The 20,857-nt window shown below is 55.7% G+C and carries 22 protein-coding genes; 14 read left to right on the top strand and 8 right to left on the bottom strand.

Features of this window, described 5'->3' with window-relative positions; translation table 11 throughout:
* The first annotated feature begins 28 nt into the window (after positions 1 to 28).
* From Q1B46_RS06365 to Q1B46_RS06340, 6 genes are read left to right on the top strand one after another with little or no spacing between them, the layout of a single operon-like run.
* Positions 29 to 904 (top strand): branched-chain amino acid ABC transporter permease, encoded by an 876-nt coding sequence (locus Q1B46_RS06365; RefSeq protein ID WP_299946004.1) that lies wholly within the window; start codon positions 29 to 31, stop codon positions 902 to 904.
* A gap of 5 nt (positions 905 to 909) precedes the next feature.
* On the top strand, positions 910 to 2,007 hold the full coding sequence (locus Q1B46_RS06360) for a branched-chain amino acid ABC transporter permease (protein ID WP_299946001.1): 1,098 nt from the start codon (positions 910 to 912) through the stop codon (positions 2,005 to 2,007).
* Positions 2,004 to 2,768 (top strand): ABC transporter ATP-binding protein, encoded by a 765-nt coding sequence (locus tag Q1B46_RS06355; RefSeq protein WP_299945998.1) that lies wholly within the window; start codon positions 2,004 to 2,006, stop codon positions 2,766 to 2,768. Before Q1B46_RS06360 ends, Q1B46_RS06355 begins: the two co-directional genes overlap by 4 nt.
* Positions 2,765 to 3,538 (top strand): ABC transporter ATP-binding protein, encoded by a 774-nt coding sequence (locus Q1B46_RS06350; protein WP_299660281.1) that lies wholly within the window; start codon positions 2,765 to 2,767, stop codon positions 3,536 to 3,538. Before Q1B46_RS06355 ends, Q1B46_RS06350 begins: the two co-directional genes overlap by 4 nt.
* Before the next feature lie 5 nt (positions 3,539 to 3,543).
* Positions 3,544 to 5,430, top strand: a complete 1,887-nt coding sequence (locus Q1B46_RS06345) for a long-chain fatty acid--CoA ligase (RefSeq protein ID WP_299945995.1) — start codon at positions 3,544 to 3,546, stop codon at positions 5,428 to 5,430.
* Between the two features lie 30 nt (positions 5,431 to 5,460).
* Positions 5,461 to 6,621 (top strand): ABC transporter substrate-binding protein, encoded by a 1,161-nt coding sequence (locus tag Q1B46_RS06340; RefSeq protein WP_299945993.1) that lies wholly within the window; start codon positions 5,461 to 5,463, stop codon positions 6,619 to 6,621.
* Between the two features lie 69 nt (positions 6,622 to 6,690).
* Here Q1B46_RS06340 and rpsI read toward each other — a convergent pair whose 3' ends face one another.
* Both rpsI and rplM read right to left on the bottom strand, forming a co-directional pair.
* Entirely contained in the window at positions 6,691 to 7,176 is a 486-nt protein-coding gene (gene rpsI / locus Q1B46_RS06335; RefSeq protein WP_299660250.1) for a 30S ribosomal protein S9, read from the bottom strand.
* Positions 7,177 to 7,182: 6 nt separating this feature from the next.
* A complete protein-coding gene (gene rplM / locus Q1B46_RS06330) occupies positions 7,183 to 7,641 on the bottom strand; it encodes a 50S ribosomal protein L13 (RefSeq protein WP_074734624.1) in 459 nt (152 codons plus the stop codon).
* A 242-nt stretch (positions 7,642 to 7,883) separates the two neighbouring features.
* On the opposite strand from rplM, the gene Q1B46_RS06325 reads away from it, so the two are divergent.
* Positions 7,884 to 8,249 carry a nuclear transport factor 2 family protein gene (locus Q1B46_RS06325; RefSeq protein WP_299945991.1) on the top strand — a complete coding sequence of 122 codons (366 nt, stop codon included), beginning with the start codon at positions 7,884 to 7,886 and terminating at the stop codon, positions 8,247 to 8,249.
* A 3-nt stretch (positions 8,250 to 8,252) separates the two neighbouring features.
* Here Q1B46_RS06325 and Q1B46_RS06320 read toward each other — a convergent pair whose 3' ends face one another.
* Positions 8,253 to 9,656 (bottom strand): PLP-dependent aminotransferase family protein, encoded by a 1,404-nt coding sequence (locus tag Q1B46_RS06320; RefSeq protein WP_299945988.1) that lies wholly within the window; start codon positions 9,654 to 9,656, stop codon positions 8,253 to 8,255.
* A 99-nt stretch (positions 9,657 to 9,755) separates the two neighbouring features.
* Between Q1B46_RS06320 and Q1B46_RS06315 the strand changes: the two genes are divergently transcribed.
* A complete protein-coding gene (locus tag Q1B46_RS06315; RefSeq protein WP_299945986.1) occupies positions 9,756 to 9,983 on the top strand; it encodes a DUF1127 domain-containing protein in 228 nt (75 codons plus the stop codon).
* Between the two features lie 60 nt (positions 9,984 to 10,043).
* On the opposite strand, the gene Q1B46_RS06310 is transcribed toward Q1B46_RS06315, so the two are convergent.
* Complete coding sequence (locus Q1B46_RS06310) at positions 10,044 to 10,487, bottom strand: PaaI family thioesterase (protein ID WP_299945983.1); 444 nt, start codon at positions 10,485 to 10,487, stop codon at positions 10,044 to 10,046.
* A gap of 58 nt (positions 10,488 to 10,545) precedes the next feature.
* Here Q1B46_RS06310 and Q1B46_RS06305 point away from each other — a divergent pair, with 58 nt between their 5' ends.
* The 4 genes from Q1B46_RS06305 to gluQRS all read left to right on the top strand — a co-directional run bounded on the left by Q1B46_RS06305 (position 10,546) and on the right by gluQRS (position 14,416).
* Positions 10,546 to 11,331, top strand: coding sequence for an enoyl-CoA hydratase (locus Q1B46_RS06305; RefSeq protein ID WP_299945981.1), 786 nt, complete (start codon positions 10,546 to 10,548; stop codon positions 11,329 to 11,331).
* 250 nt (positions 11,332 to 11,581) lie between these two features.
* The gene (gene trmFO / locus Q1B46_RS06300; RefSeq protein WP_299945979.1) at positions 11,582 to 12,922 is read left to right on the top strand and encodes a methylenetetrahydrofolate--tRNA-(uracil(54)-C(5))-methyltransferase (FADH(2)-oxidizing) TrmFO; all 1,341 of its coding nucleotides are present in this window, start codon (positions 11,582 to 11,584) and stop codon (positions 12,920 to 12,922) included.
* A 37-nt stretch (positions 12,923 to 12,959) separates the two neighbouring features.
* Complete coding sequence (locus Q1B46_RS06295; RefSeq protein WP_299945977.1) at positions 12,960 to 13,574, top strand: class I SAM-dependent methyltransferase; 615 nt, start codon at positions 12,960 to 12,962, stop codon at positions 13,572 to 13,574.
* Positions 13,571 to 14,416, top strand: coding sequence for a tRNA glutamyl-Q(34) synthetase GluQRS (gene gluQRS, locus Q1B46_RS06290; RefSeq protein WP_299945975.1), 846 nt, complete (start codon positions 13,571 to 13,573; stop codon positions 14,414 to 14,416). The genes Q1B46_RS06295 and gluQRS overlap by 4 nt, the downstream gene beginning before the upstream one ends.
* Positions 14,417 to 14,439: 23 nt before the next feature.
* Here the strand turns inward: gluQRS and hisI are convergent, their stop codons facing one another.
* Entirely contained in the window at positions 14,440 to 14,829 is a 390-nt protein-coding gene (gene hisI / locus Q1B46_RS06285) for a phosphoribosyl-AMP cyclohydrolase (protein ID WP_299945972.1), read from the bottom strand.
* 48 nt (positions 14,830 to 14,877) lie between these two features.
* On the opposite strand from hisI, the gene Q1B46_RS06280 reads away from it, so the two are divergent.
* Together Q1B46_RS06280 and Q1B46_RS06275 are read left to right on the top strand one after the other, a co-directional pair.
* The gene (locus Q1B46_RS06280; protein ID WP_299945970.1) at positions 14,878 to 15,330 is read left to right on the top strand and encodes an iron-sulfur cluster assembly scaffold protein; all 453 of its coding nucleotides are present in this window, start codon (positions 14,878 to 14,880) and stop codon (positions 15,328 to 15,330) included.
* 57 nt (positions 15,331 to 15,387) lie between these two features.
* Positions 15,388 to 16,026, top strand: coding sequence for a MarC family protein (locus Q1B46_RS06275; protein ID WP_299945968.1), 639 nt, complete (start codon positions 15,388 to 15,390; stop codon positions 16,024 to 16,026).
* 189 nt (positions 16,027 to 16,215) lie between these two features.
* Here Q1B46_RS06275 and Q1B46_RS06270 read toward each other — a convergent pair whose 3' ends face one another.
* The 3 genes from Q1B46_RS06270 to ligA all read right to left on the bottom strand — a co-directional run bounded on the left by Q1B46_RS06270 (position 16,216) and on the right by ligA (position 20,789).
* Positions 16,216 to 16,338: a hypothetical protein gene (locus Q1B46_RS06270; RefSeq protein ID WP_299660217.1), complete on the bottom strand. Its 123-nt coding sequence runs from the start codon at positions 16,336 to 16,338 to the stop codon at positions 16,216 to 16,218.
* Between the two features lie 111 nt (positions 16,339 to 16,449).
* On the bottom strand, positions 16,450 to 18,540 hold the full coding sequence (recG, locus tag Q1B46_RS06265; protein ID WP_299945966.1) for an ATP-dependent DNA helicase RecG: 2,091 nt from the start codon (positions 18,538 to 18,540) through the stop codon (positions 16,450 to 16,452).
* Positions 18,537 to 20,789: an NAD-dependent DNA ligase LigA gene (gene ligA, locus Q1B46_RS06260; RefSeq protein WP_299945963.1), complete on the bottom strand. Its 2,253-nt coding sequence runs from the start codon at positions 20,787 to 20,789 to the stop codon at positions 18,537 to 18,539. Before ligA ends, recG begins: the two co-directional genes overlap by 4 nt.
* Positions 20,790 to 20,857: the final 68 nt, after the last annotated feature.

Raw genomic sequence — 20,857 nt, 5'->3', positions numbered from 1 at the left:
GGACATAACCGGCTGAGGGAGGGTGAGATTGGATAACGCACAGCTGCTGATCAGCGGGCTGGCGAATGGCTGTGTCTACGGCCTTATCGCACTTGGCTTTGTTCTGATTTACAAAGCGACCGAGGCGGTGAACTTCGCCCAAGGCGATTTCATGATGCTGGGTGCGTTTGTCACTATTGGCCTGACCAATACCGAATATATGGGCCTTCCCTTCTGGCTGGCACTGCCGATCTCGTTGGGGATCATGGGGGCGCTGGGGTATCTGGTAGACCGATTGATCATCCGCCGACTGTTTGGTGAAAGTCAGACTGCCGTCGTGATCCTGACCATCGCTTTGGGTTTTGTCATCCGATTTGCCGCCGGGCTGATCTGGGGGCATGAGCCGCAAACACTACAGAACCCACTGGCCGGAAAAGATATTCGGTTTGGTGGCCTTGTTCTGGGGATGGAGGATGTGGCCGTCATCGTCGTCACTGTTCTACTGACCTGGGGCCTTTATGTGTTTTTCAGCAAGACCAAGCTGGGCCTTGCCATGCAGGGCGCGTCACAGAACCAGTTGGCGGCCTATTATATGGGTATCCCGGTCAAACGCGTGCAGGGTTTCATCTGGGCCCTGGCGGGCGTGGTCGCCGGGATTGCCGGTATTCTGTTCGCCGCCAAAGGATCGGTTGATCCAACAACCGGCCTGCTGGGCATCAAGGCCTTCGCTGCGGCGGTGATTGGTGGGTTCGGCAGTCTGCCCGGCGCATTGGCCGGAGGACTGATTGTCGGCGTGATCGAGCCTTTCGCCAGCCGCTATATCGCCGCAGGATACAGCCAGATCGCACCTTATGCACTGCTGCTGGCGGTGCTGATCTTTCGACCGCACGGGCTGTTTAGCCAGGTGCGGGTCAAGAAAGTCTGAAGTTCATGCGGATCGTCTTCAAAACCAACTATATGCAAGACCTTCGCCCTTGGAAGGACGGCTATCAGCTTGGCCTCTATCTGATCCTCTTGGCCGTTGCTGCCGCTGCACCCTGGTGGTTGGATGATTTCTATCTGGGTGAACTGACCAACGTGCTGATCTGGGCGATTGCGGGGCTCGGCCTGATGATCCTGACCGGCCATACTGGGCAAGCCAGCCTTGGACATGCCGCCTTTCTGGCCGTCGGTTGCTATGCCAATGTCGTAATGATCGAGGCGGGCGTGCCATTCCTGGTGGCTTTTCCTGTGGCGGGTCTGTTGACCGGTATTGTTGGTGCCACGGTTGCCATTCCTGCCCTTCGCCTGCACGGCATCTATTTGGCCATCTTTACACTGGCCCTGTCGGTCCTGATGGACGACATCATCGTTTTGGCCGAACCCATTACCGGAGGTGTTGCTGGCAAGTATTTGGGCGGTGTGGAAATCTTCGGCCATCTGGTTGATCGTTGGGCCACGCCAAGCCAATTCTTCTGGCTGGTGCTGGCCGTCGCCATCATCGTGACGCTAGGCTATATCAACCTGCTGCGCTCATCTTTGGGCCGCAGCTTCATCGCTGTACGCGATTCCGAGGTTTCGGCACAGGCGATGGGCGTAGACATCGCGCGCACCAAGACCATCTCATTCGCCCTGTCCTGTGCGGTCACCGGACTGGCTGGCGCGCTGATGGGACTGTTTGCAGGGGCGTTCAATAACGAGACCTTTAGCGTCGTCATTTCAATCCAATTGCTGATGATGATCGTGATCGGCGGGCTCGGCTCGATCCATGGCGCGTTTCTGGGCGCTATTGTAATTGGCTTCCTGCCGCAATTCTTGTCGATTTCAAAGGAATACGCCGCGGCCCTTCTCGGGGGCAACGCCGTCGCTATACCGGGGTTGGAGTTCGGCATCTTCGGCATGATCCTGATCGCCTTCATCCTGTTTGAACCTATGGGCCTTTATGGCCGGTGGCTGAAAATCCGAACGTGGTTCGAGCTGTTTCCATTCTATCGAAAGGACATGTTCAAACGACAAAAGTCTTATCTCAAGACGGAGCGTCTGAGATGAGCTTGTTGGAGTACGAAAACGTCACATTGAAATTCGGAGGTCTGACCGCAGTCGACAATTTGTCTTTCGACGTTCAGGAGGGTGAAGTTTTTGCCATCGTTGGCCCGAATGGCGCAGGCAAGTCCACCGTCTTTAACCTGATCTCACGCTTTTACGATCCCTATGCCGGGTCGATCCAGTTCGACGGGCATGATTTGCTGCGTGTCAAAGCTTCGGCTGTTGCGGCCTTTGGCGTGGCGCGCACTTTCCAGAACATCGAACTTTTTGAACACGCGACCGTTTTGCAAAACCTTCTGGTCGGGCGTCACCGCCATCGCAGAACAAATTTGATTTCAGAGATTCTGTTCACGCCCTCCGCACGCAGGCAAGAGATTGAAAATCGAGAAAAAATTGAAGAAATCATCGACTTCCTCGACCTTCAGGCATTTCGCGACAAGATGATCTCGGGCCTGCCTTATGGGGTTCGCAAGGTGGTCGAAGTTGCGCGGGCGCTGGCCACTGAACCGAAACTGCTGTTGCTGGACGAACCCGCCTCGGGTCTGTCGGTGGAAGAAACCACCGATATGCGCTGGTGGATCGATGATATCCGGCGGCAAATGGGCATCACCGTCCTGATGGTAGAACATGACATGGGGCTGGTCTCGGGCGTGTCAGACCGGGTTCTGGCGATGGCGGATGGCGCGAAGCTTGCGCTTGGAACACCTGCAGAGGTCCAGTCCCACCCGGCTGTGATCGAGGCTTATCTGGGCAAAGCCTCATGAGCCAGCCGATCCTAAGCATCCGCAATATCGAAAGCTTCTATGGCCCGATTATGGCGATACGTGGTGTGTCATTGGACGTGCATCTGGGTAAGATCGTCTCGATCCTGGGCGCAAACGGCGCGGGCAAGACAACGCTGATGAAAACCGTCTCGGGCGTGATGGATCCCGAGAAAGGTACGATCACATTTGATGGCCAGCAGATACAAGGATCGGAACCTCACAAGGTTGTTCAGAAAGGTATTGTGCATGTGCCCGAAGGGCGCGAGGTATTTCCGCTTTTGACCGTCGATGAAAATCTGAGTCTCGGGGCATATACCCTTTCTGACAAAGGTCAAATCGATCACGACCGCGATCTGGTTTTCTCATACTTTCCGGTTCTGAAAGAGCGTCGCACGCAAGAGGCCGGTACGCTGTCCGGCGGGCAGCAGCAGATGCTGGCCATCGGGCGCGGCTTGATGGCTAACCCGCGCATCATGTTGCTGGACGAACCCTCGTTGGGCCTGTCGCCGCTGCTGGTGCAAGAGATTTTTGGCATCCTTAAACGCCTCAACGATGAACAGAATATGACCATGATGCTGGTCGAACAGAACGCCAACGCCGCGCTTGAGCTGGCCCATCATGGCTATGTGATGGAGATCGGGCGGATCGTCATGGACGGTGCCGCCGATGTATTGCTGCAATCCGAGGACATCCAGAACTTCTATCTGGGCGTTCAGGAGGAAGGCGCGCGGGAAAACCGCCGCTGGAAGCGCAAGAAGACGTGGAGGTGAGCCGAATGGATGCAAGCCCCCTGCCCCCTCAGACCACGATCAATGGCGTACAGTTCAACGAAGCACCAGGTCAAAGGCCGTTGCGCGTTGATGGCTGTGTTACGACTTGCGAACTGTTTCAGAGACGCTGTACCGAGTTGGGACCGCGCACGGCGCATCGCGAAAAGGATTTCGGTATCTGGAAGTCCTATTCCTGGGCCGACTATTGGCAACATGCCAAGTGGATCGGGCTGGCCCTGCGCGAACTCGGGCTAAAGCGTGGTGAGGTCGTTTCGATCTTGTCCGAAGACCGCAAGGAATGGGCGTGGTTCGATATGGGCATCCAATGTGTCGGTGGGATTGCCTCGGGCGTCTACACCACGGATGCGGCCAGCCAGCTGAAATATCTGATCAATGACAGTGGCAGCCGGTTTCTGATCGTTGAAGACGAAGAACAGTTGGATAAATTCCTGGAAGTTGAAGAAGACCTGCCTGATCTGCTTATGGTCATTATTCTTGAAAACGAAGGCCTGCACGACCTCGATCATCCGCGCTGCATGATGATTGGGGATCTGTACGCTTTGGGGCAGCAGGCAGAGGCAGATGAACCCGGTGTATTCGAGACGGAAATCGCGATTGCCACACCGCAAGACACCGCCCTGCTCATCTATACCTCAGGGACAACCGGAAACCCCAAAGGTGCAATGCTGAGCCATGAGAACATCATGGCCGCAATCGAGGCCGGGGCGCATTCCCTGCCTTCCCAATCAACCGACGAACAGCTGTGTTTCCTACCGCTTTGTCATATCCTCGAGCGGGATGTGTCGATCTACTACCCTCTGGCGATGAAAAGTACCGTGAACTTCGCGGAAAGTCCTGAGACGGTGTTTTCAAATCTGCAAGAGGTCTCGCCCGCCACGTTCACCGCCGTGCCGCGCGTGTGGGAGAAGATCTATTCTCAGGTCATGTTCATGGTGAAAGAGGCAACGCCGACCGGGCGTTTCGCCTTTACACAGGCACTCAGGGCGGGCATGGCGCGGGCCGATTATGTTCTTGAAGGCAAACCTGTTCCTGCGACGGTGGGATTGCAGTTCTGGCTCTGGGATCGGCTAGTTTTACGCAACCTGCGCCGGATGTTAGGGATGGACCGGATGCGGCGTGGCGGTTCAGGTGCTGCACCGATCTCACCCGAATTGCTCAGGTGGTACTGGGCGATAGGTGTACCCATTGTCGAAGGGTTCGGGATGACTGAAACCGCTGGCATCGCAGCGCTGAACACGCTTGAGGCCAACAAGATCGGCACCATCGGAAAACCGGTCCCCGGCAATGATTTGCGCATCTCGGAAGACGGAGAAATTCAGGTCAAAGGACTGAACGTCTTTCAGGGCTACTGGCGCAACAATGCGAAAACGGCTGAGAGTTTCACCTGCGACGGCTGGCTGCGCACGGGTGACATGGGGCATATCGACGATGATGGCTTTGTCACCATCACAGGGCGCCTGAAGGACATCATCATCACGGCGGGCGGCAAGAACATAACGCCAGCCGAGATTGAGAGCGGTTTGAAGTTCAGTCAGTTTATCTCGGATGCGGTAATTATCGGGGACCGGCGTAAATATCTGACTGCACTGATTATGATCGATCAGGAAAACGTCGAGAAATTCGCACAAGAGCGCAAGATCCCTTTCTCGAATTTCGCATCCCTCTGCGCAGCGCCGGAGGTCATCGATCTGATCGGAGTGGAAATTGCCGCTGTTAACAAAGAGTTTGCACGGGTCGAGCAGATCAAGGATTTTCGTCTGATTGATGTATTGCTGACCGCCGAAGATGAGGAATTGACCGCAACGATGAAACTCAAACGTGGTTTGGTGGAAAAGAAACACGTACTTCTCATTGAAGATATGTACAATTAATTAAGGGGCGACCCAACAGGGAGGAGAACTATGAAACAAATGATTAAGGGGCTTGCTGCAGCCACAGCATTGACCGCATCCGCCACGATGAGCTGGGCGCAAACCCAAGGCGTGAGTGATGATGAGATCGTCATTGGATCAGTGAATGACCTCAGCGGTATTTTCGCAGCCGTGGGCGTCCCGGCAACCAAGGGCGCAAATGTGGTCTTCGATCGGGTCAACGCCGAAGGTGGCGTGCATGGGCGCAAAATTCGCTTTGTGGTTGAAGATAACGGCTATCAGATGCCGCGCGCGATGCAGGGTTATAATAAGCTGCTAAACCGCGACAAGGTGTTTGCGATGTTGCAATCGCTGGGCACGCCGATGAATGTCGCCGGTTTCAAGCTGCTGGACCCGAAAGGAATTCCCAACGTCGCCCCCCTGACAGCCGCACGGCAAATGCTGCAGGAGCCGGTGAAGAACAAGTTCACGTCGTTCTCGACCTACTACGATCAGGCGCGGATCGGGGTGAAATATCTGAACGGTGAATTCGGATCACAAACCGTTTGCACCATGTACCTGCCCACAGATTTCGGCGAGGAGATTCTTGAGGGCAGCAAAGCCGGCGCTGAAGAGGCTGGCATCACCTTTGGTACAGAGACCACTCATAAGCCGGATGAAACGGATTTCGTGGGTTCCTTGAGCAAGCTCAAGGAAGAAGGCTGTGACATCGTCACCATGGCTTTGGGTGTGCGCCAGGCGATCACTGTGGTTGGAACGGCCAAGAAGATGGGTCTTGAGGATATGAAGTTCCTCGGTACCTCGGCCAGTTTCCTGACCGTGGTTGCACAGGTGCCGGGCGGTGTCACGGACGGGTTCTATGCTGCTGCGTCCTGGCTGGACCTGTGGGCGCGCGCGGAGGAACCTGCGCCCGCAGCCTTTATCGCGGAATACAAAGAGGCCACGGGTGAAGATCCCGTCGGTTTCTCAATGCTTGGCTATTCGGCGGCAGAGATGATGGTCAAAGCGCTTGAGGCGGCAGGTCCTGACCTGACCCATGACAGCTTCATCACCGCCATGGAATCGTTGGACTATATGGATGAGTTGGTCGGTAACCAGATCACCTATGGACCGGATGACCATCAGGGCGCTGATACCGTATTTGTCAGTGTCGTCGAAAATGGCGCATGGAAGTTGGTTTACGAAGAATAAGCGATCCAACAACGCAAAGAAAAAGGGCTCGCATTTGCGAGCCCTTTGTTTTTTCGAAATCCGCGGCGATTAACGCTTCGAGAACTGGAACGAACGACGCGCTTTGCGCTTACCGTATTTCTTACGTTCTACAACGCGGCTGTCGCGGGTCAGGAAGCCAGCGGCTTTCAGGGCGCCACGCAAGCTGGGGTCGTACAGCTGCAGCGCCTTCGAGATACCGTGCTTGACCGCACCGGCCTGACCGGTCAGCCCACCGCCTTTGACGGTTGCAACAACGTCAAACTCGCCTTCGACGCCAGCAATCTGGAACGGCTGGCGCAGGATCAGCTGCAGAACGGGGCGTGCAAAGTACACGTCCTGGTCCTTGCCATTCACGGTGACCTTGCCGGAACCCGGCTTGATCCAAACGCGGGCAACAGCGTCTTTACGCTTGCCGGTGGCGTAGGAGCGGCCCAGCTCGTCACGTACGGGTTCACGTACGATGACTTCTTCGGCCACGGTTTCAACGCCTGCGACGGCGCTCAGCTCTTCGAGAGTATTGATCTGATCAACCATCGGTCATTAGCTCCGGGTGTTTTTCTTGTTCATGGATGCAACATCCAGAACTTCGGGCGCTTGCGCCTCATGGGGATGCTCAGCACCGGCATATACGCGCAGGTTTGTCATAACCTGACGCGACAGGCGGTTACCCGGCAGCATGCGCTTGACCGCTTGGGTCACGACGCGCTCGGGGTGCTTGCCCTCAAGGATCTGCTGCTTGGTGCGGGATTTGATGCCGCCCGGGTGGCCAGTATGCCAGTAGAAGTTTTCTTCACGCTTCTTGCCGGTCATCTGGATTTTGTCAGCGTTGATCACGATGACATTGTCGCCCATGTCCATATTCGGAGTGAAGGACGGCTTGTGCTTACCACGCAGGCGCATGGCTACGATCGACGCAAGACGACCCAAAACAACGCCCTCGGCGTCGATCAGGATCCATTTCTTGTCGATGTCTGCAGGGGTTGCAGAAAAGGTTTTCATGGCAGGATAGTCCTGTTTGATGTGAAAGACCGCCCCAGCGGAGCGGCCCGAATTCGATGGATGCGTATCTAGACACCCCCTGATGTCTCGTCAAGCGCCGCACCTTTAATATAACTATGCTAAAACAATAGCTTATAAAATAGGTATTATTTTACCCCAAATTTTACACCCGCAATTGGATTAGATTTCGCCGCTCTGGTACAACTATCAATAATCGACCTCAGTATGCTTCGGAGGATGACATGATAGAACTGAACCAAATCATCGCAGATTATGGAGCTGCCTGGCAGGAACATAGCGATGGCAAACGGCTTGAGTTGCTAAAGCGGTGCTTTTCAGAAACCGGCCAGTATATCGATCCGACCGCTCAGGTTTCGGGCAGAGATCAACTCTGCACCCATATCGGTGAAGTTCTACAGAATTCGAATGGACGGGTGGACATAACCAGTGAACCATCCTCGCACCATGATGTGGTGCATTTCACCTGGCACATGGTTGCGCCTGATGGTTCGGTCATGGTGTCTGGGCATGACTTTATTCGTCGCGATGATGAAGGTCAGATTGCCCATTTGGCAGGATTCTTCGGTGACCCCACGCCGATGAAATAGTCGCTAGACGCTTATTTGTTCTGGCGGATTGTCCAACAGCGCACGTAGGCGAAGCATGGCATCTTCAAACTTCTCCAATGAGACATGCCCATTTACTGCAATGCGGACTGCATTTGGTGCGCGACCGTCACGCAGCGCAAATTCGTCCGCAGATCGCAGTTGAATTCCTTCACGCTCGGCCGCGCGACTGAACGCAGCCGAACGCCAGCCTGACGGCAAATGCAGCCAGACAAAGGGAATTTCTGAATCCCAATTCAGGTCAAATCCACCCAAAGCGTTTACTGCGACTCGCACATATTCCCCCATCTTGACTCGGACATCTTTTGCCAGTTGCCTTGCCTCGGGGTGCCCCAACAACAACCGCGTCAGTTCGGCCAAAGGTTGGGCAAGCCCGAAATACCCGTACTCAGCACATCGGCGCAGATCGACACTCCGCTCTTTTGGCGCGATAGCGAAACCAACGCGCAGCGCAGGCGTCAGGGTTTTTGAGATTGATGAGACGTGCCAACCCCGCTCAGGTGCCAACGCCCTATAACTGGGCGCGCGGGCCTCACCCATTCGGTAACAATCATCTTCGACGATCTGGAGGCCATATTTGCGTGCAATCTCGACCACTTCCTTGCGCCGCTCTAACGGCGAATGGCCACCTGTCGGGTTCTGCACCTCGGGTGAAACGCAGATTGCCTGCGCCTTTGTTTGCCTAAGGATGTGATCCAGCGCTTCGGGGCTGATGCCCCACTTGTCCATCTTTACTCCTACAATCTCTGCGCGCATCAACTCCCCCGCCCGCCGAAACCCGGCATAGGACAGGTCTTCGACCAGAACGACGGGTCTCGGATCTTTCAGAAGGGTCTGGAACACGACGCAAATACCGCTTTGCCCGCCATGAGTCAGTACAATGTCATCCGCAGTCAATGAGCCAAGTGGAAGTTCAGACAACCAGTCGGCCACGACCTGACGCACCGGTTGATAGGCGTCCCGGGTCGGATAGTTCATGAACATCCTCGGATCGCCTTTGGCAACCTTTTCAAGGCATTTTCGGATCAAGCTTACCTGCCCGACATCCGGCAAGCGCGGGCTGAACAGACTGACGTTGGACTCATACTTGTCGTCTCTGAGATGCAGTTGTCGCGACCAGACATCATCCAGAATGGGCGATCGCGGCGGGGCAACAAATGTACCACGCCCGACCTCAGCTTGTAGCAAACCTTCATCCGTTAGAATTGTATAGGCTCTGGCAACTGTTCCTGGTGTGATCTTAAGTCGATACGCCAGTTCGCGGACCGGAGGCAGCTTCTTTCCGACCTCCAGTGATTTGTTTTGTATCGCTTTTCGGATCGTGTCGGCGACCAGAGTGTACTTTGGACCTTTGGATTTCGGGAGCGCCTCTGGCCAAATTGTATCCATTACAATTCTTCCTTTGATTCCGACACAATGTTGAATGTATCAAAACACTGTACCGAACATGTTAGTTTTGTGTCAATACAATTTGAAAGGATACCCAAGATGACACGCGCAATGCACAACCCCGCCCTCTTGCTGCTGAACGACAGCCCTCGGCTGCCGCTTATCGCCGCGCTGGCCGTGCGGTTCGCGGCGAGTGTCACTCAGTGGGAACAACGTCGCCGCAGCCGCATAAATTTGGGCAAACTGGATGACAGGCTGCTTCGCGATGTCGGACTGACGCGCCATCGCGCCGATGCGGAAATCAGCCGCCACTTCTGGATGAAATAGTTTATCCCCAGTCCCATCTTAGGGACCTCTTCCTGGCCGGGGTCTATCCCCGGCCCTTTTTTATCCGAATGCAGCTGCGGTTGAGCCTTCTGGGGGAATGGAATAGGTCATGCTTGCCCGGGCCACAGGCTTGTCGGAACCTTCCGAATACATCAGCACATCGCCAATGGCCAATGTTCGGCCCAATTTCAACAGCTTACATTCGGCAACTAAATCAGACCCGCTTTCGGGTTTGCGTAAGAAGTCCATTGAACTGCTGGTGGTTACCGCCAGTGATTGCCGACCCTTTCGCGCCAGAACCATTGCATACACGCTGACATCAGCCAGCCCGAACATGGATGGGCCGGATACGGTACCACCAGGCCTCAGATGACGGTTCCCAACTTTCAGGCGCATCGTGATCGTTGTTTCCGTCAAATCCTCTACGACAAAGTCGTTGTGAACCTGTGGAAACACGAGTTCCAGATATTCGATCAGTTCTTGTTTATTCAGCGCTAATGACATGCTTCCCCTCATGGCTCTGCCCGCCTAGAGTTGGCCCGAATGCCAGCGGGAGGGCAAGATGGCAATTCTGGAACGTAGCGACACAGGTGCAATAGCGCGGCTAAAGATGAACGCGCCCGAGCGGTTGAACGCACTTAGTGACGAAATGCTGGCAGCCTTGCAGGCCGAATTCGACGTATTGCGTGACGACAAGTCGATTCGTGTCATTATTCTTTCCGGCGTGGGGAAAGCGTTCTGCGCAGGGCACGATCTGAAACAAATGACGCAAGGCCGTCAGGCCAGCGACGGTGGGCTATCATATTTTCAAGATCTGTTTGATCGGTGCGCCAAAATGATGATGACCATTCAGTCCTTGCCCCAACCGGTGATCGCGCAAGCACACGGCATTGCCACCGCTGCGGGCTGTCAACTGGTGGCAACCTGCGATCTGGCAATCGCGGCCGAGGGAACGCGTTTTGGGGTAAATGGGGTCAATATAGGCCTGTTCTGCTCGACGCCTATGGTGGCGCTCAGTCGTAATATACCACGTAAACAAGCGTTTGAGATGTTAACTTCAGGTGACTTTATCACAGCCGAGCGTGCAGCTAAACTGGGTTTGATCAATCGATTTGTGCCTGAGCATCAGCTGGCCGAGGAAACAAATGCATTGGCTGAAAAGCTGGCGACCAAGCTGAGCAGCGCGGTCAAGATCGGCAAAACTGCGTTCTATCAACAGATTACGATGTCCACCGATCAGGCCTACGCCTACACCGCCGAGGTAATGGCGCAAAATATGATGGATCGGAATACCGAAGAAGGAATTAACGCCTTTATTGAAAAGCGACCGCCAAATTGGCGTCAGTAAGGCGACTATTTCATACATTTTTCTCTACTGTTCGCATTTTTGCACTTTCCAAAAGGGCGACACTGTGGCAATGCTGGGACGAGGCTAAGGCCTGAACACACTTTTGGGTCGCCGTGGGCGGAAGGTCCCTCCAGCTGGTTTCTCTCACCGGCGCAGACATTCCCGCAGCGGCGACCCCAAGACTTCATCCAAAAATTAGACTGATAACTGCGCATTGCGCATGACGTTGCTCTGCCTTATTTGGCAGCGCATGACAGACAAATTGCATATCGTGGGCGGCGGCATGGCCGGGTCCGAGGCGGCCTGGCAGGCGGCGGAAATGGGCGTGGATGTTGTGGTCCACGAAATGCGGCCCAACGTGGGCACCTTTGCGCATCAGACTGGCAATCTGGCCGAGATGGTGTGTTCAAACTCTTTCCGCTCAGATGATGACGAACAGAACGCTGTCGGCTTGCTGCATTGGGAGATGCGCGCAGCAAACGGATTGATCATGACCACCGCCGATAGCCATCGCTTGCCTGCGGGTGGCGCGCTTGCAGTAGATCGCGATCCGTTTGCCGAATCTGTGACAACCAAGCTGAGAGCCCATCCGCGCGTCTCGGTCACAGGCGAAGAGGTCACCACACTGCCCAAAGAGGGCCACTGGATATTCGCCACCGGCCCGCTGACATCACCCACATTGGGTCAGGCCATTCGCGCGGAGACAGGGGCCGAGGCGTTGGCCTTCTTCGACGCCATTGCCCCTATCATCTATGCGGATAGCATCGATATGAGCAAAGCTTGGATGCAGTCCCGCTATGATAAGGGCGAGACAGAAGAAGAGAGGACCGCCTACCTTAACTGCCCCATGGATCGCGATCAGTACGAAGCGTTCATTGACGCATTGCTGGCCGCAGATAAGACCGAGTTCCATGAAGGTGAAACCGCTGGTTATTTTGATGGCTGCCTGCCAATCGAAGTCATGGCTGAGCGCGGCCGTGAAACCCCGCGCCACGGCCCGATGAAACCCGTTGGCCTGACAAATCCACATGAGCCGGATGTAAAGCCCTATGCCGTGGTTCAGCTGCGCCGCGACAATGCTCTGGGCACGTTGTTCAACATAGTGGGCTTTCAGACCAAGATGAAATACGGAGCACAGACCGAAGTGTTTCGTATGATACCGGGACTGGAAAACGCCAGTTTTGCGCGGTTGGGCGGTATTCATCGCAACACGTTCATCAATTCTCCGACTTTGCTGGACGCGCAGATGCGCCTGAAATCCCAACCCAATATTCGATTTGCAGGTCAGATAACCGGGGTCGAGGGGTATGTGGAAAGCGCTGCGATGGGTCTGCTGGCTGGCCGTCTGGCCGCAGCAGAAATATTGGGTCGCACCCTGCCCGACCTGCCACAAGACAGTGCAATGGGTGCCCTGATCCATCACATCACCGGTGGTGCGGAAGCCAAGACCTTTCAGCCGATGAACGTAAATTTCGGTTTGTTCCGCCCGGTTGATGGTTTGAAAGGTGGCCGGCGGGGTCGTAAGGATCGCTACAAAGCATATACCGATCGGGCGAAAGCTGTCTGGAGCGACTGGGTAAACCAGTGTTGACTGGACGCCACTCCCGGCCTGCGCCTAACATGTAGGTATGAGCGACAAGTTTTTGAAAGACACATACAATCTGAACTCTGCCGAGGACACCCATGACCACTATCAGAAATGGGCGGGCTCTTATGATGATGAGGTTGGTGAACATGGCTATGTTACCCCGGATCGTGTTGCGGCGGCGTTAAAGTCTTTTGTTTCCGATGCTGATACTCCGGTGTTGGACTATGGGTGTGGCACGGGGTTGTCCGGTGTGGCACTGCACAAGGCCGGATTTCGCGTCATCGACGGGATGGACCCGACACCAAAGATGCTGGAAAGGGCAGCGACCAAAGAGGTTTACCGTAAATTAATCAGTTTTGATCTGGCAGATTCTGAACCGATCGAGGCTGGCTCTTACTCTGCGATTACATCCATAGGCGTTATCAGCGTTGGCGCAGCTCCGCCGGAAACCTTTGATTTGCTTATGGACGCATTGCCCAGTGGCGGTTATCTGGCGTTTTCCTTCAATGATCACACGCTGGCCGAGCGGGCATATTCCGGGCGCCTAAACGATTGGCTGGACATGGGCCATGCACGGCTGCTATTTCGCGAATATGGCCCACATCTGCCCGGAATGGACATGAAATCTGACGTTTACGTTGTTGAAAAAGCGTGACATTCGCAACGCGTTTCGCTCCGTCTTCGACGGGTCCGCTGCATCTGGGGCATGCTTATTCCGCGCTTCTGGCATACGATCTAGCGCAGGCTGCGGGCGGTGAGTTTTTATTGCGCATCGAAGATATCGATCAATCGCGATCCCGTCCCCAATGGGAAACCCAGATTTACGATGATCTGCATTGGCTTGGCTTGTGCTGGCCACAACCGGTGATGCGCCAATCCGACAGGCTTGGGCAATATCGTCAGACGCTTGGAGCGCTGATAGATTTAGGGCTGGTTTATCCCTGCGGATGCAAGCGGGCCGATATCGAAACCGCGGCCGGAGCGCCGCAGGAAGGTGTGCCCCAGTTTGGGCCAGACGGGCGCATCTATCCGGGCACCTGCCGCAAGCGCCCTCTTTCGGATGCGAGCCCTCACGATGTTCTGCGTTTGGATATGAACAAGGCCATAAACGCATCCGAACTTCGTACGTTTTGTGAAACCGGTGAGGCATTTGCAGGGGCGCACCCACTTGATGCCAACACGCTTCTAGACGCGGTGGGCGATATTATCCTCGTTCGGCGAAATATGGGCAGTTCTTACCATTTATCCGTTGTCGTTGACGACGCCGATCAGAACATCACGCATGTGGTGCGTGGGGAGGACCTTTTCGACGCAACGCAGATACACGTACTGTTGCAAGGCCTGCTTGGATTGCCAACACCGGTTTATCATCACCATAGGTTGATCCGAGACACGACGGGAAAACGGCTTGCAAAACGCGATGATGCCCGTGCCATTTCGCTCTATCGCCAACAAGGGGCTTCACCCGCAGAGATCAGGGCTTTGGTCGGTCTTTGACATGGTTGTTGCCACAGACGGCATTATTCCATCGGTGACATAAGCTCGACTTCGTTCCCGTCGCGTATGGCTGTGTAGAAACAGCTCCGCCGATTGGTGTGACAGGCGGGTCCGGTTTGGTTCACCAGCACCAGCAGACAATCCCGGTCGCAATCGACCCGAAAGTCCAGCAACTGCTGCACATGGCCAGAGCTTTCGCCTTTGACCCAGAACGCCTGCCGCGACCGCGACCAATAGGTGACGCGCTTGGACTCTAACGTGCGATTGATGGACTGGGCATTCATCCAGGCCATCATCAGAACCTCTCCGGTTTCTGCATCCTGCGCGATCGCAGGGATCAATCCCGCCTCGTTGAATTTCAGAGTCGACGGATCGAACAAGACTGTATCAGCCATCGCAAAAACCTTTTGCATCCCAGAATCCCGCCATTATGTATGGGGAATAGACAACGAGGGAAAGCCATGAGCGGCGAAACCGATCTGATCAAGCTCTATTCCGGGCGCATACTGGCACTTGCTGCGGATATTCCGCATCTGGACCGGTTGGACAATCCCGATGCGACAGTGAAGAAACGCGCGCCCCTGTGTGGGTCGACCGTGACAGTCGACGTCAAGGTCGAAGACGGGCGGATCACGGAGTTTGGGCAGGACGTCAAGGCCTGTGCGCTGGGTCAGGCATCGGCCTCGGTCGTGGGCAGCGCGGTGATCGGAACTACGCGGGCTCAGGTCGAAACCGCGCGCGATCAGCTTTCTGCGATGCTAAAGAAAGACGGCCCTGCCCCCGTTGCACCCTTTGACGGGCTCGAAGTTCTTTTGCCTGCACGGGAATACAAGAACCGCCATGCTTCGATCCTTTTGGCGCTTGAAGCGACTGCCGATGCGATGGAGCAAGCCGAACAAGCCAATTGCGCCTGAGCGTGGCCTTTCCGGGTAAAGCCGTATAGGGTTCCTCAACTGTCTTGGGGGGCTAACGTGAACAATTTGCTGGAACATTTCGTAACGCTCTGGGTTGTTATCGACCCGATCGGCACGATCCCCGTCTTTATCGCCGTCACCGCAGGTATTGCTGCAGGAGCGCGTCGAAAAACCGCCCTGCTGGCGGCATTGGTGAGCGCGGGCATTCTATTGTTCTTCCTTGTCTTCGGCCAGTTGGTGATCGAGGCGTTGGATATCGGCCTGAACTCGTTTCAGGTCGCGGGTGGAATTATCCTGTTCCTGTTCGCGCTGACCATGATTTTTGGTGAAAGCAAACAAGAGATCGAACAACGTCAGGCCGAAGAAGACATGGATGACAAAATGCACAAGACGAACCCGGCCATATTTCCGCTTGCTGTGCCTTCACTGGCGTCACCCGGTGCGATGCTAGCAATTGTTGTTCTGACCGACAACAACCGGTTCAGCATCGCCGATCAGAGCATTACCGCGCTGGTGATGTTGGTCGTGATTGCCATAGCGTTTGTATTGATGTTGCTGGCCGAGCCGATCATCCGGTTGATCGGGCATTCCGGCGCTGCAATCATCAGCCGCGTGATGGGGATGATCCTGGCATCTGTTGCGGTGAATTCCGTCCTGTCTGCAGCGATCGAAATCATCAAAACCGGGCAGCTGTAAAAAAAAAGAACCGCCGCACTTTCCGGGCGGAAAGGGCGGCGGCAAGTCATGCGTTTCTCATGTAGGGTCCGGATAACCGCGCGGGGCCGAGGCTGGCCCCTTCAAGGGAAATGGGACAGGCAGGTCACCCTTGATTAAGATGGGGAGACAAGCGCGGTGTTGTCGGCACGAGATCGCAGGCAGAAAGGCTTAGAACCCGCTCGGAAGGTGAAGGGCAACCACCAGCATCACGATCAGCGAAACCGCACCGGCTGCATCCTGCAAAATCGTGGATTGCGAGCGGGAAAAGGCAGTCTTGATCTGGGTCAGCATGGTCTCATCTCCGGTCAGGTATTAATCCTTTGTTGACCTTTTGTTCTCATATTTCAGTGAGTCAGTAAAGAACTTTTTGAGAACATTTGTGAACTTAATGAAATTTTTCGCTTAACCTACTGAAATCAAACGGATCGCTTGATCCTGCTTCATGAGCCAAAGAAGAACACGCGCCGCCTTCCCTCGGGCTGAGGTCAGTTTGGGGTCTGCAGACAGCAACGCACGCGCGTCAGATTGTGCCACAGCCATCAATCCGGCCTGCCTTTCCAGATCGGCAATGCGGAATTTTGGCAGACCAGATTGCGCTGTACCGATCAGATCTCCCGCGCCGCGCATCTGCAGATCAGTTTCCGCTATTCGAAATCCGTCCTCGGTTTCGCGCAGAACCTCCAGGCGCTTGCGTCCGCCTTCACTGAGCGGCGGTTGATACATGAGCAAACAGGTCGAGGCATCTTCGCCCCTGCCGACCCGCCCTCGCAACTGGTGTAGCTGTGCCAGCCCAAAGATTTCAGCCCGCTCAATCACCATGATCGTGGCGTTGGGGACATTCACCCCAACCTCGATCACTGTGGTTGCAACCAGAACTTTGGTGTGACCGGTCTGGAATGCGGCCATGGCTGCGTCTTTGTCCGCAGGTGGCATCTGACCATGCACGAGGCCAACCACGTCATCGCCCAGAATTGCACGCAGCCGTTTGAACCGTTCCTCGGCTGCAGTCAGGTCAGAGACTTCTGATTCATCGACCAGCGGACACACCCAATAGCATTGCTTGCCCGCATCAATCGCGCTGCGCAGATGGGCCACGACTTCATCCATGCGCTGGGTGCTGACGATCGCCGTCTTGATTGGTTTACGACCAGGCGGCTTTTCATCCAAAACCGAGACGTCCATGTCGCCGTATTGCGCAAGGGCCAGACTGCGCGGAATAGGGGTTGCCGTCATCACCAGAACATCAGCGCGCTGGCCTTTCTCGGACAGCTCCATCCGTTGGCGGACACCAAATCGATGCTGCTCATCAACAATGGCCAATCTCAGGGCGTTGAACTCAACATCGTCTTGAAACACCGCGTGGGTGCCGACCAAGATCTGTATGTCACCTTGTTTCAACGCGGCCAATTTTGCCCGTCTTTCGGCTCCCTTATCGCGCCCGGTCAGGATTTCCAGCACAACCCCGGCCTCTTCAGCCAATGGGCGCAATCCTTCAAGATGCTGACGGGCAAGGATTTCGGTGGGTGCCATCATCACCCCCTGCCCGCCTGCTTCGACCGCAATCAACAACGCCATGAATGCGACCAGCGTTTTCCCCGCCCCCACATCGCCCTGCAGCAACCGGTTCATCCGCGTCTCCAAGGCCATATCCGCTGCGATTTCTTCAATCGCGCGCGTTTGTGCCCCGGTTGGTCGATATGGCAGGCTGGCAAGGACCTGAGATTGCAGCGCCCCGGTGCCGAGGCTGACGATCCCCCGCGTCTTTCGTTCACGTTGCCGCGCCAAAGCCAATGTCAGCTGATGGGCCAATAGCTCATCATAGGCCAAACGCTCTCGCGCAGGGGCAAAAGGTGCCACATCATCCGCGCCATGCGGGTGATGCGCCATACGAATGGCAGTAGCCCAGTCGGGCCAGCTTTGCTGTTTCACTTGGGCAGAATCTGCCCATTCGGCCAGTACGGGTACGCGCGCCAGGGCGCTCTGCGCCGCTTTGAAGGCCGTTTTCTGCGTCACACCCTGCGTCAGATGGTACACCGGCTCAAACTCAGGCAGTTCGCCTGCGTTTTCAGGCGCGACCATATGATCAGGATGCACCATCTGTGCCATGCCATCGAACAGTTCAAGCTTTCCCGAAACAACCCGGCGCGCACCCTGAGGCAATATCTTTTTCAGATAGTCCCCTCGGGCATGAAAAAACACCAGTTGGAAATCCGCCTGACTGTCTTCCACATGAATGCGATACGCCCCCCCTTTGTTGCGCGGGGGTCGGTGTGTTCCGATCGCAACCTCCACAGTTAGAGTCGTCGGAAGGTCAGCCCCCTGTATTGTCTCACGCCGCCGCCGGTCGATCACCGCATAGGGCAGCGAGAACAAGACATCGCGCGGAGATTCGATCCCCAACTGGCCCAGCAGCTGCGCCGTTTTCGGCCCCACACCGTCCAGTGTTTCAAGCCCCGAAAACAGCGGGAAAAGTTGCTCGGGCCGGCCGCTCATAGATCGCCGATCAGCTGCAGCCAGCCATCTTCATCCAGGGTTTCAATCCCCAGATCTGCCGCTTTCTTTGCCTTGGATCCTGCACCCGGGCCCGCCACTAACAAATCTGTTTTCTGACTGACCGAACCCGACACTTTGGCACCCAGGGCCTCTGCGCGGGCCTTGGCCTCGGCGCGTGTCATCTTTTCAAGCGTTCCAGTGAATACGACGGTTTTTCCGGCCACCGGACTGTCCGAAGCAGGAGCATCCGGCGGATCAATGGTCAGGTGCTTGCGCAGATCATCAAACGCTTCGCGCTCCTCTTGATTGGCGAACGCGTCAGAGAGAGAAAGCCCAAGCGTGGCCCCAATTCCATCGATCCCGATCAGATCAGCCCAGGCGTTCGCCGCGTCCTCTGGGACGTTCCCATCGGCAATGGCTGCATCGCGAACCTCTTTCACCCGAGCGCGCCGGCCTTCATCGGAGGCGGCGATCCTTTCGGCATCTTCCGCCTCATCAGCCGCGCGTTGCGCGCGTGCCGCCGGGCGGGCCGTATCGATAGAGGCGGCCATTAGATCCCAATCCCGGTAGAACAACGCCAGATCCCGCGCGCCAACTTCGCCCACATGGCGGATGCCAAGCGCAAACAGAAGCCGGGCAAAAGGTATTGTGCGCTTGTCATCAATCGCAGCAAACAAGTTACTGGCCGATATTTCCCCCCAACCATCGCGGTTCTTCAACCGGGCAAGGTTACCTGCATCGCGATCCTGCAACGTGAAGATATCGGCAGGTGTATTGATGGGTAGAATGGGGTCGTCATAGAACATCTCGATCTGTTTTGCGCCAAGCCCATCGATATCGAACGCCTTGCGTGAAACGAAGTGCTTAAGTTTTTCGACCGCTTGTGCCGGGCAAATCAGGCCGCCAGTACACCGGCGCACTGCATCACCTTCTTCCCGAATTGCGTCGCTTGTGCATTCAGGGCAGTTCGTCGGAAAGGCATAGGGTTGCGCATCATCGGGTCGTTTCGACAAATCAACATCCGAGATTTTGGGGATCACGTCCCCGGCCCGGTAGACCTGTACCCAGTCGCCAACCCGAATGTCCTTGCCATCACGAATGGTACCACCTTTGGCATCCCGACCTGCGATATAATCCTCGTTGTGTAGGGTCGCGTTCGAAACGACTACACCACCCACGGTCACCGGATGCAGCCGTGCAACCGGGCTGAGCGCGCCGGTTCGGCCCACCTGAATGTCAATCGCTTCGAGCCGGGTCCAGGCGAGTTCGGCCGGAAATTTATGCGCAATCGCCCAGCGAGGCGTGGTTGAACGAAAACCCAGTCTGGATTGCAATCCCAGATCATTGACCTTGTAGACGACCCCGTCGATGTCATAGCCCAGAGTGGCGCGCTGCGCTTCGATCTGGCCATAGTGATCCAGCATCTGATCTGTCGTGTCGCATAAACGTGTTAGCGCGTTCACCTGAAAACCAAACGCTTTAAGGCGATCTATTGCCCCCATCTGTGTTTCGGCCAGCGGTTCGGACAGTTCCCCCCACGCATAAGCAAAAAACTTGAGAGGCCGCGACCGCGTTATTTCGGAATCCAACTGACGAAGAGAGCCCGCCGCTGCATTGCGCGGGTTAGAAAATGTTTTGCCGCCCGTTTCGGCTTGACGCGTGTTCAGTGCTTCAAAATCGTGATGAGACATGTAAACCTCACCCCGAACCTCAAGCACCTCTGGGGCACCTTCAACTCTGTGCGGGATATCTGAAACCGTGCGCGCATTTGTCGTCACGTTTTCGCCGGTCTCACCATCCCCTCGGGTCGCTGCCTGAACCAGCTCGCCATGCTCATATCGCAGCGACAACGAAAGACCATCGATTTTGGGTTCGGCTGTATAGGCAAGCGGCGCGTCGTTCGATAGTCCAAGATACTTGCGAATCGAACGATCAAAATCGGCAACATCTTCATCGTCAAAAGCATTGCCCAGCGACATCATGCGAATTGCATGATTTACTTTCGCGAACCCTTCTGAGACCCGCGCGCCCACTTGCTCGGTAGGGCTGTCAGTGCTTTTCAGATTGGGGAACCGCGCCTCAATCTCCGCATTGCGGCGCTTGAGTGCATCATAGTCCGCATCCGATATTTCCGGAGCATCTTCCGCGTGATAAAGCTGATTGGCCCGCAGCAATTCCTTGGCAAGGCGCGCCAGCTCAACTCGTGCTTCATCTTCCGTCAGATCTGCTGTTGCAGTGGTATCGCTCATGGCCCCGCCCTGTCACGTCGTCCTGAATCCCAGTGATAGGGCGAGGCCATGGTCAGGTCCAGTGTCGT

It is taken from the genome of uncultured Ruegeria sp., assembly GCF_947500045.1.
Taxonomy (GTDB): domain Bacteria; phylum Pseudomonadota; class Alphaproteobacteria; order Rhodobacterales; family Rhodobacteraceae; genus Ruegeria.
Note: the sequence above shows the minus strand (reverse complement) of the source record. Positions and strands in the feature narration are given on the sequence as shown.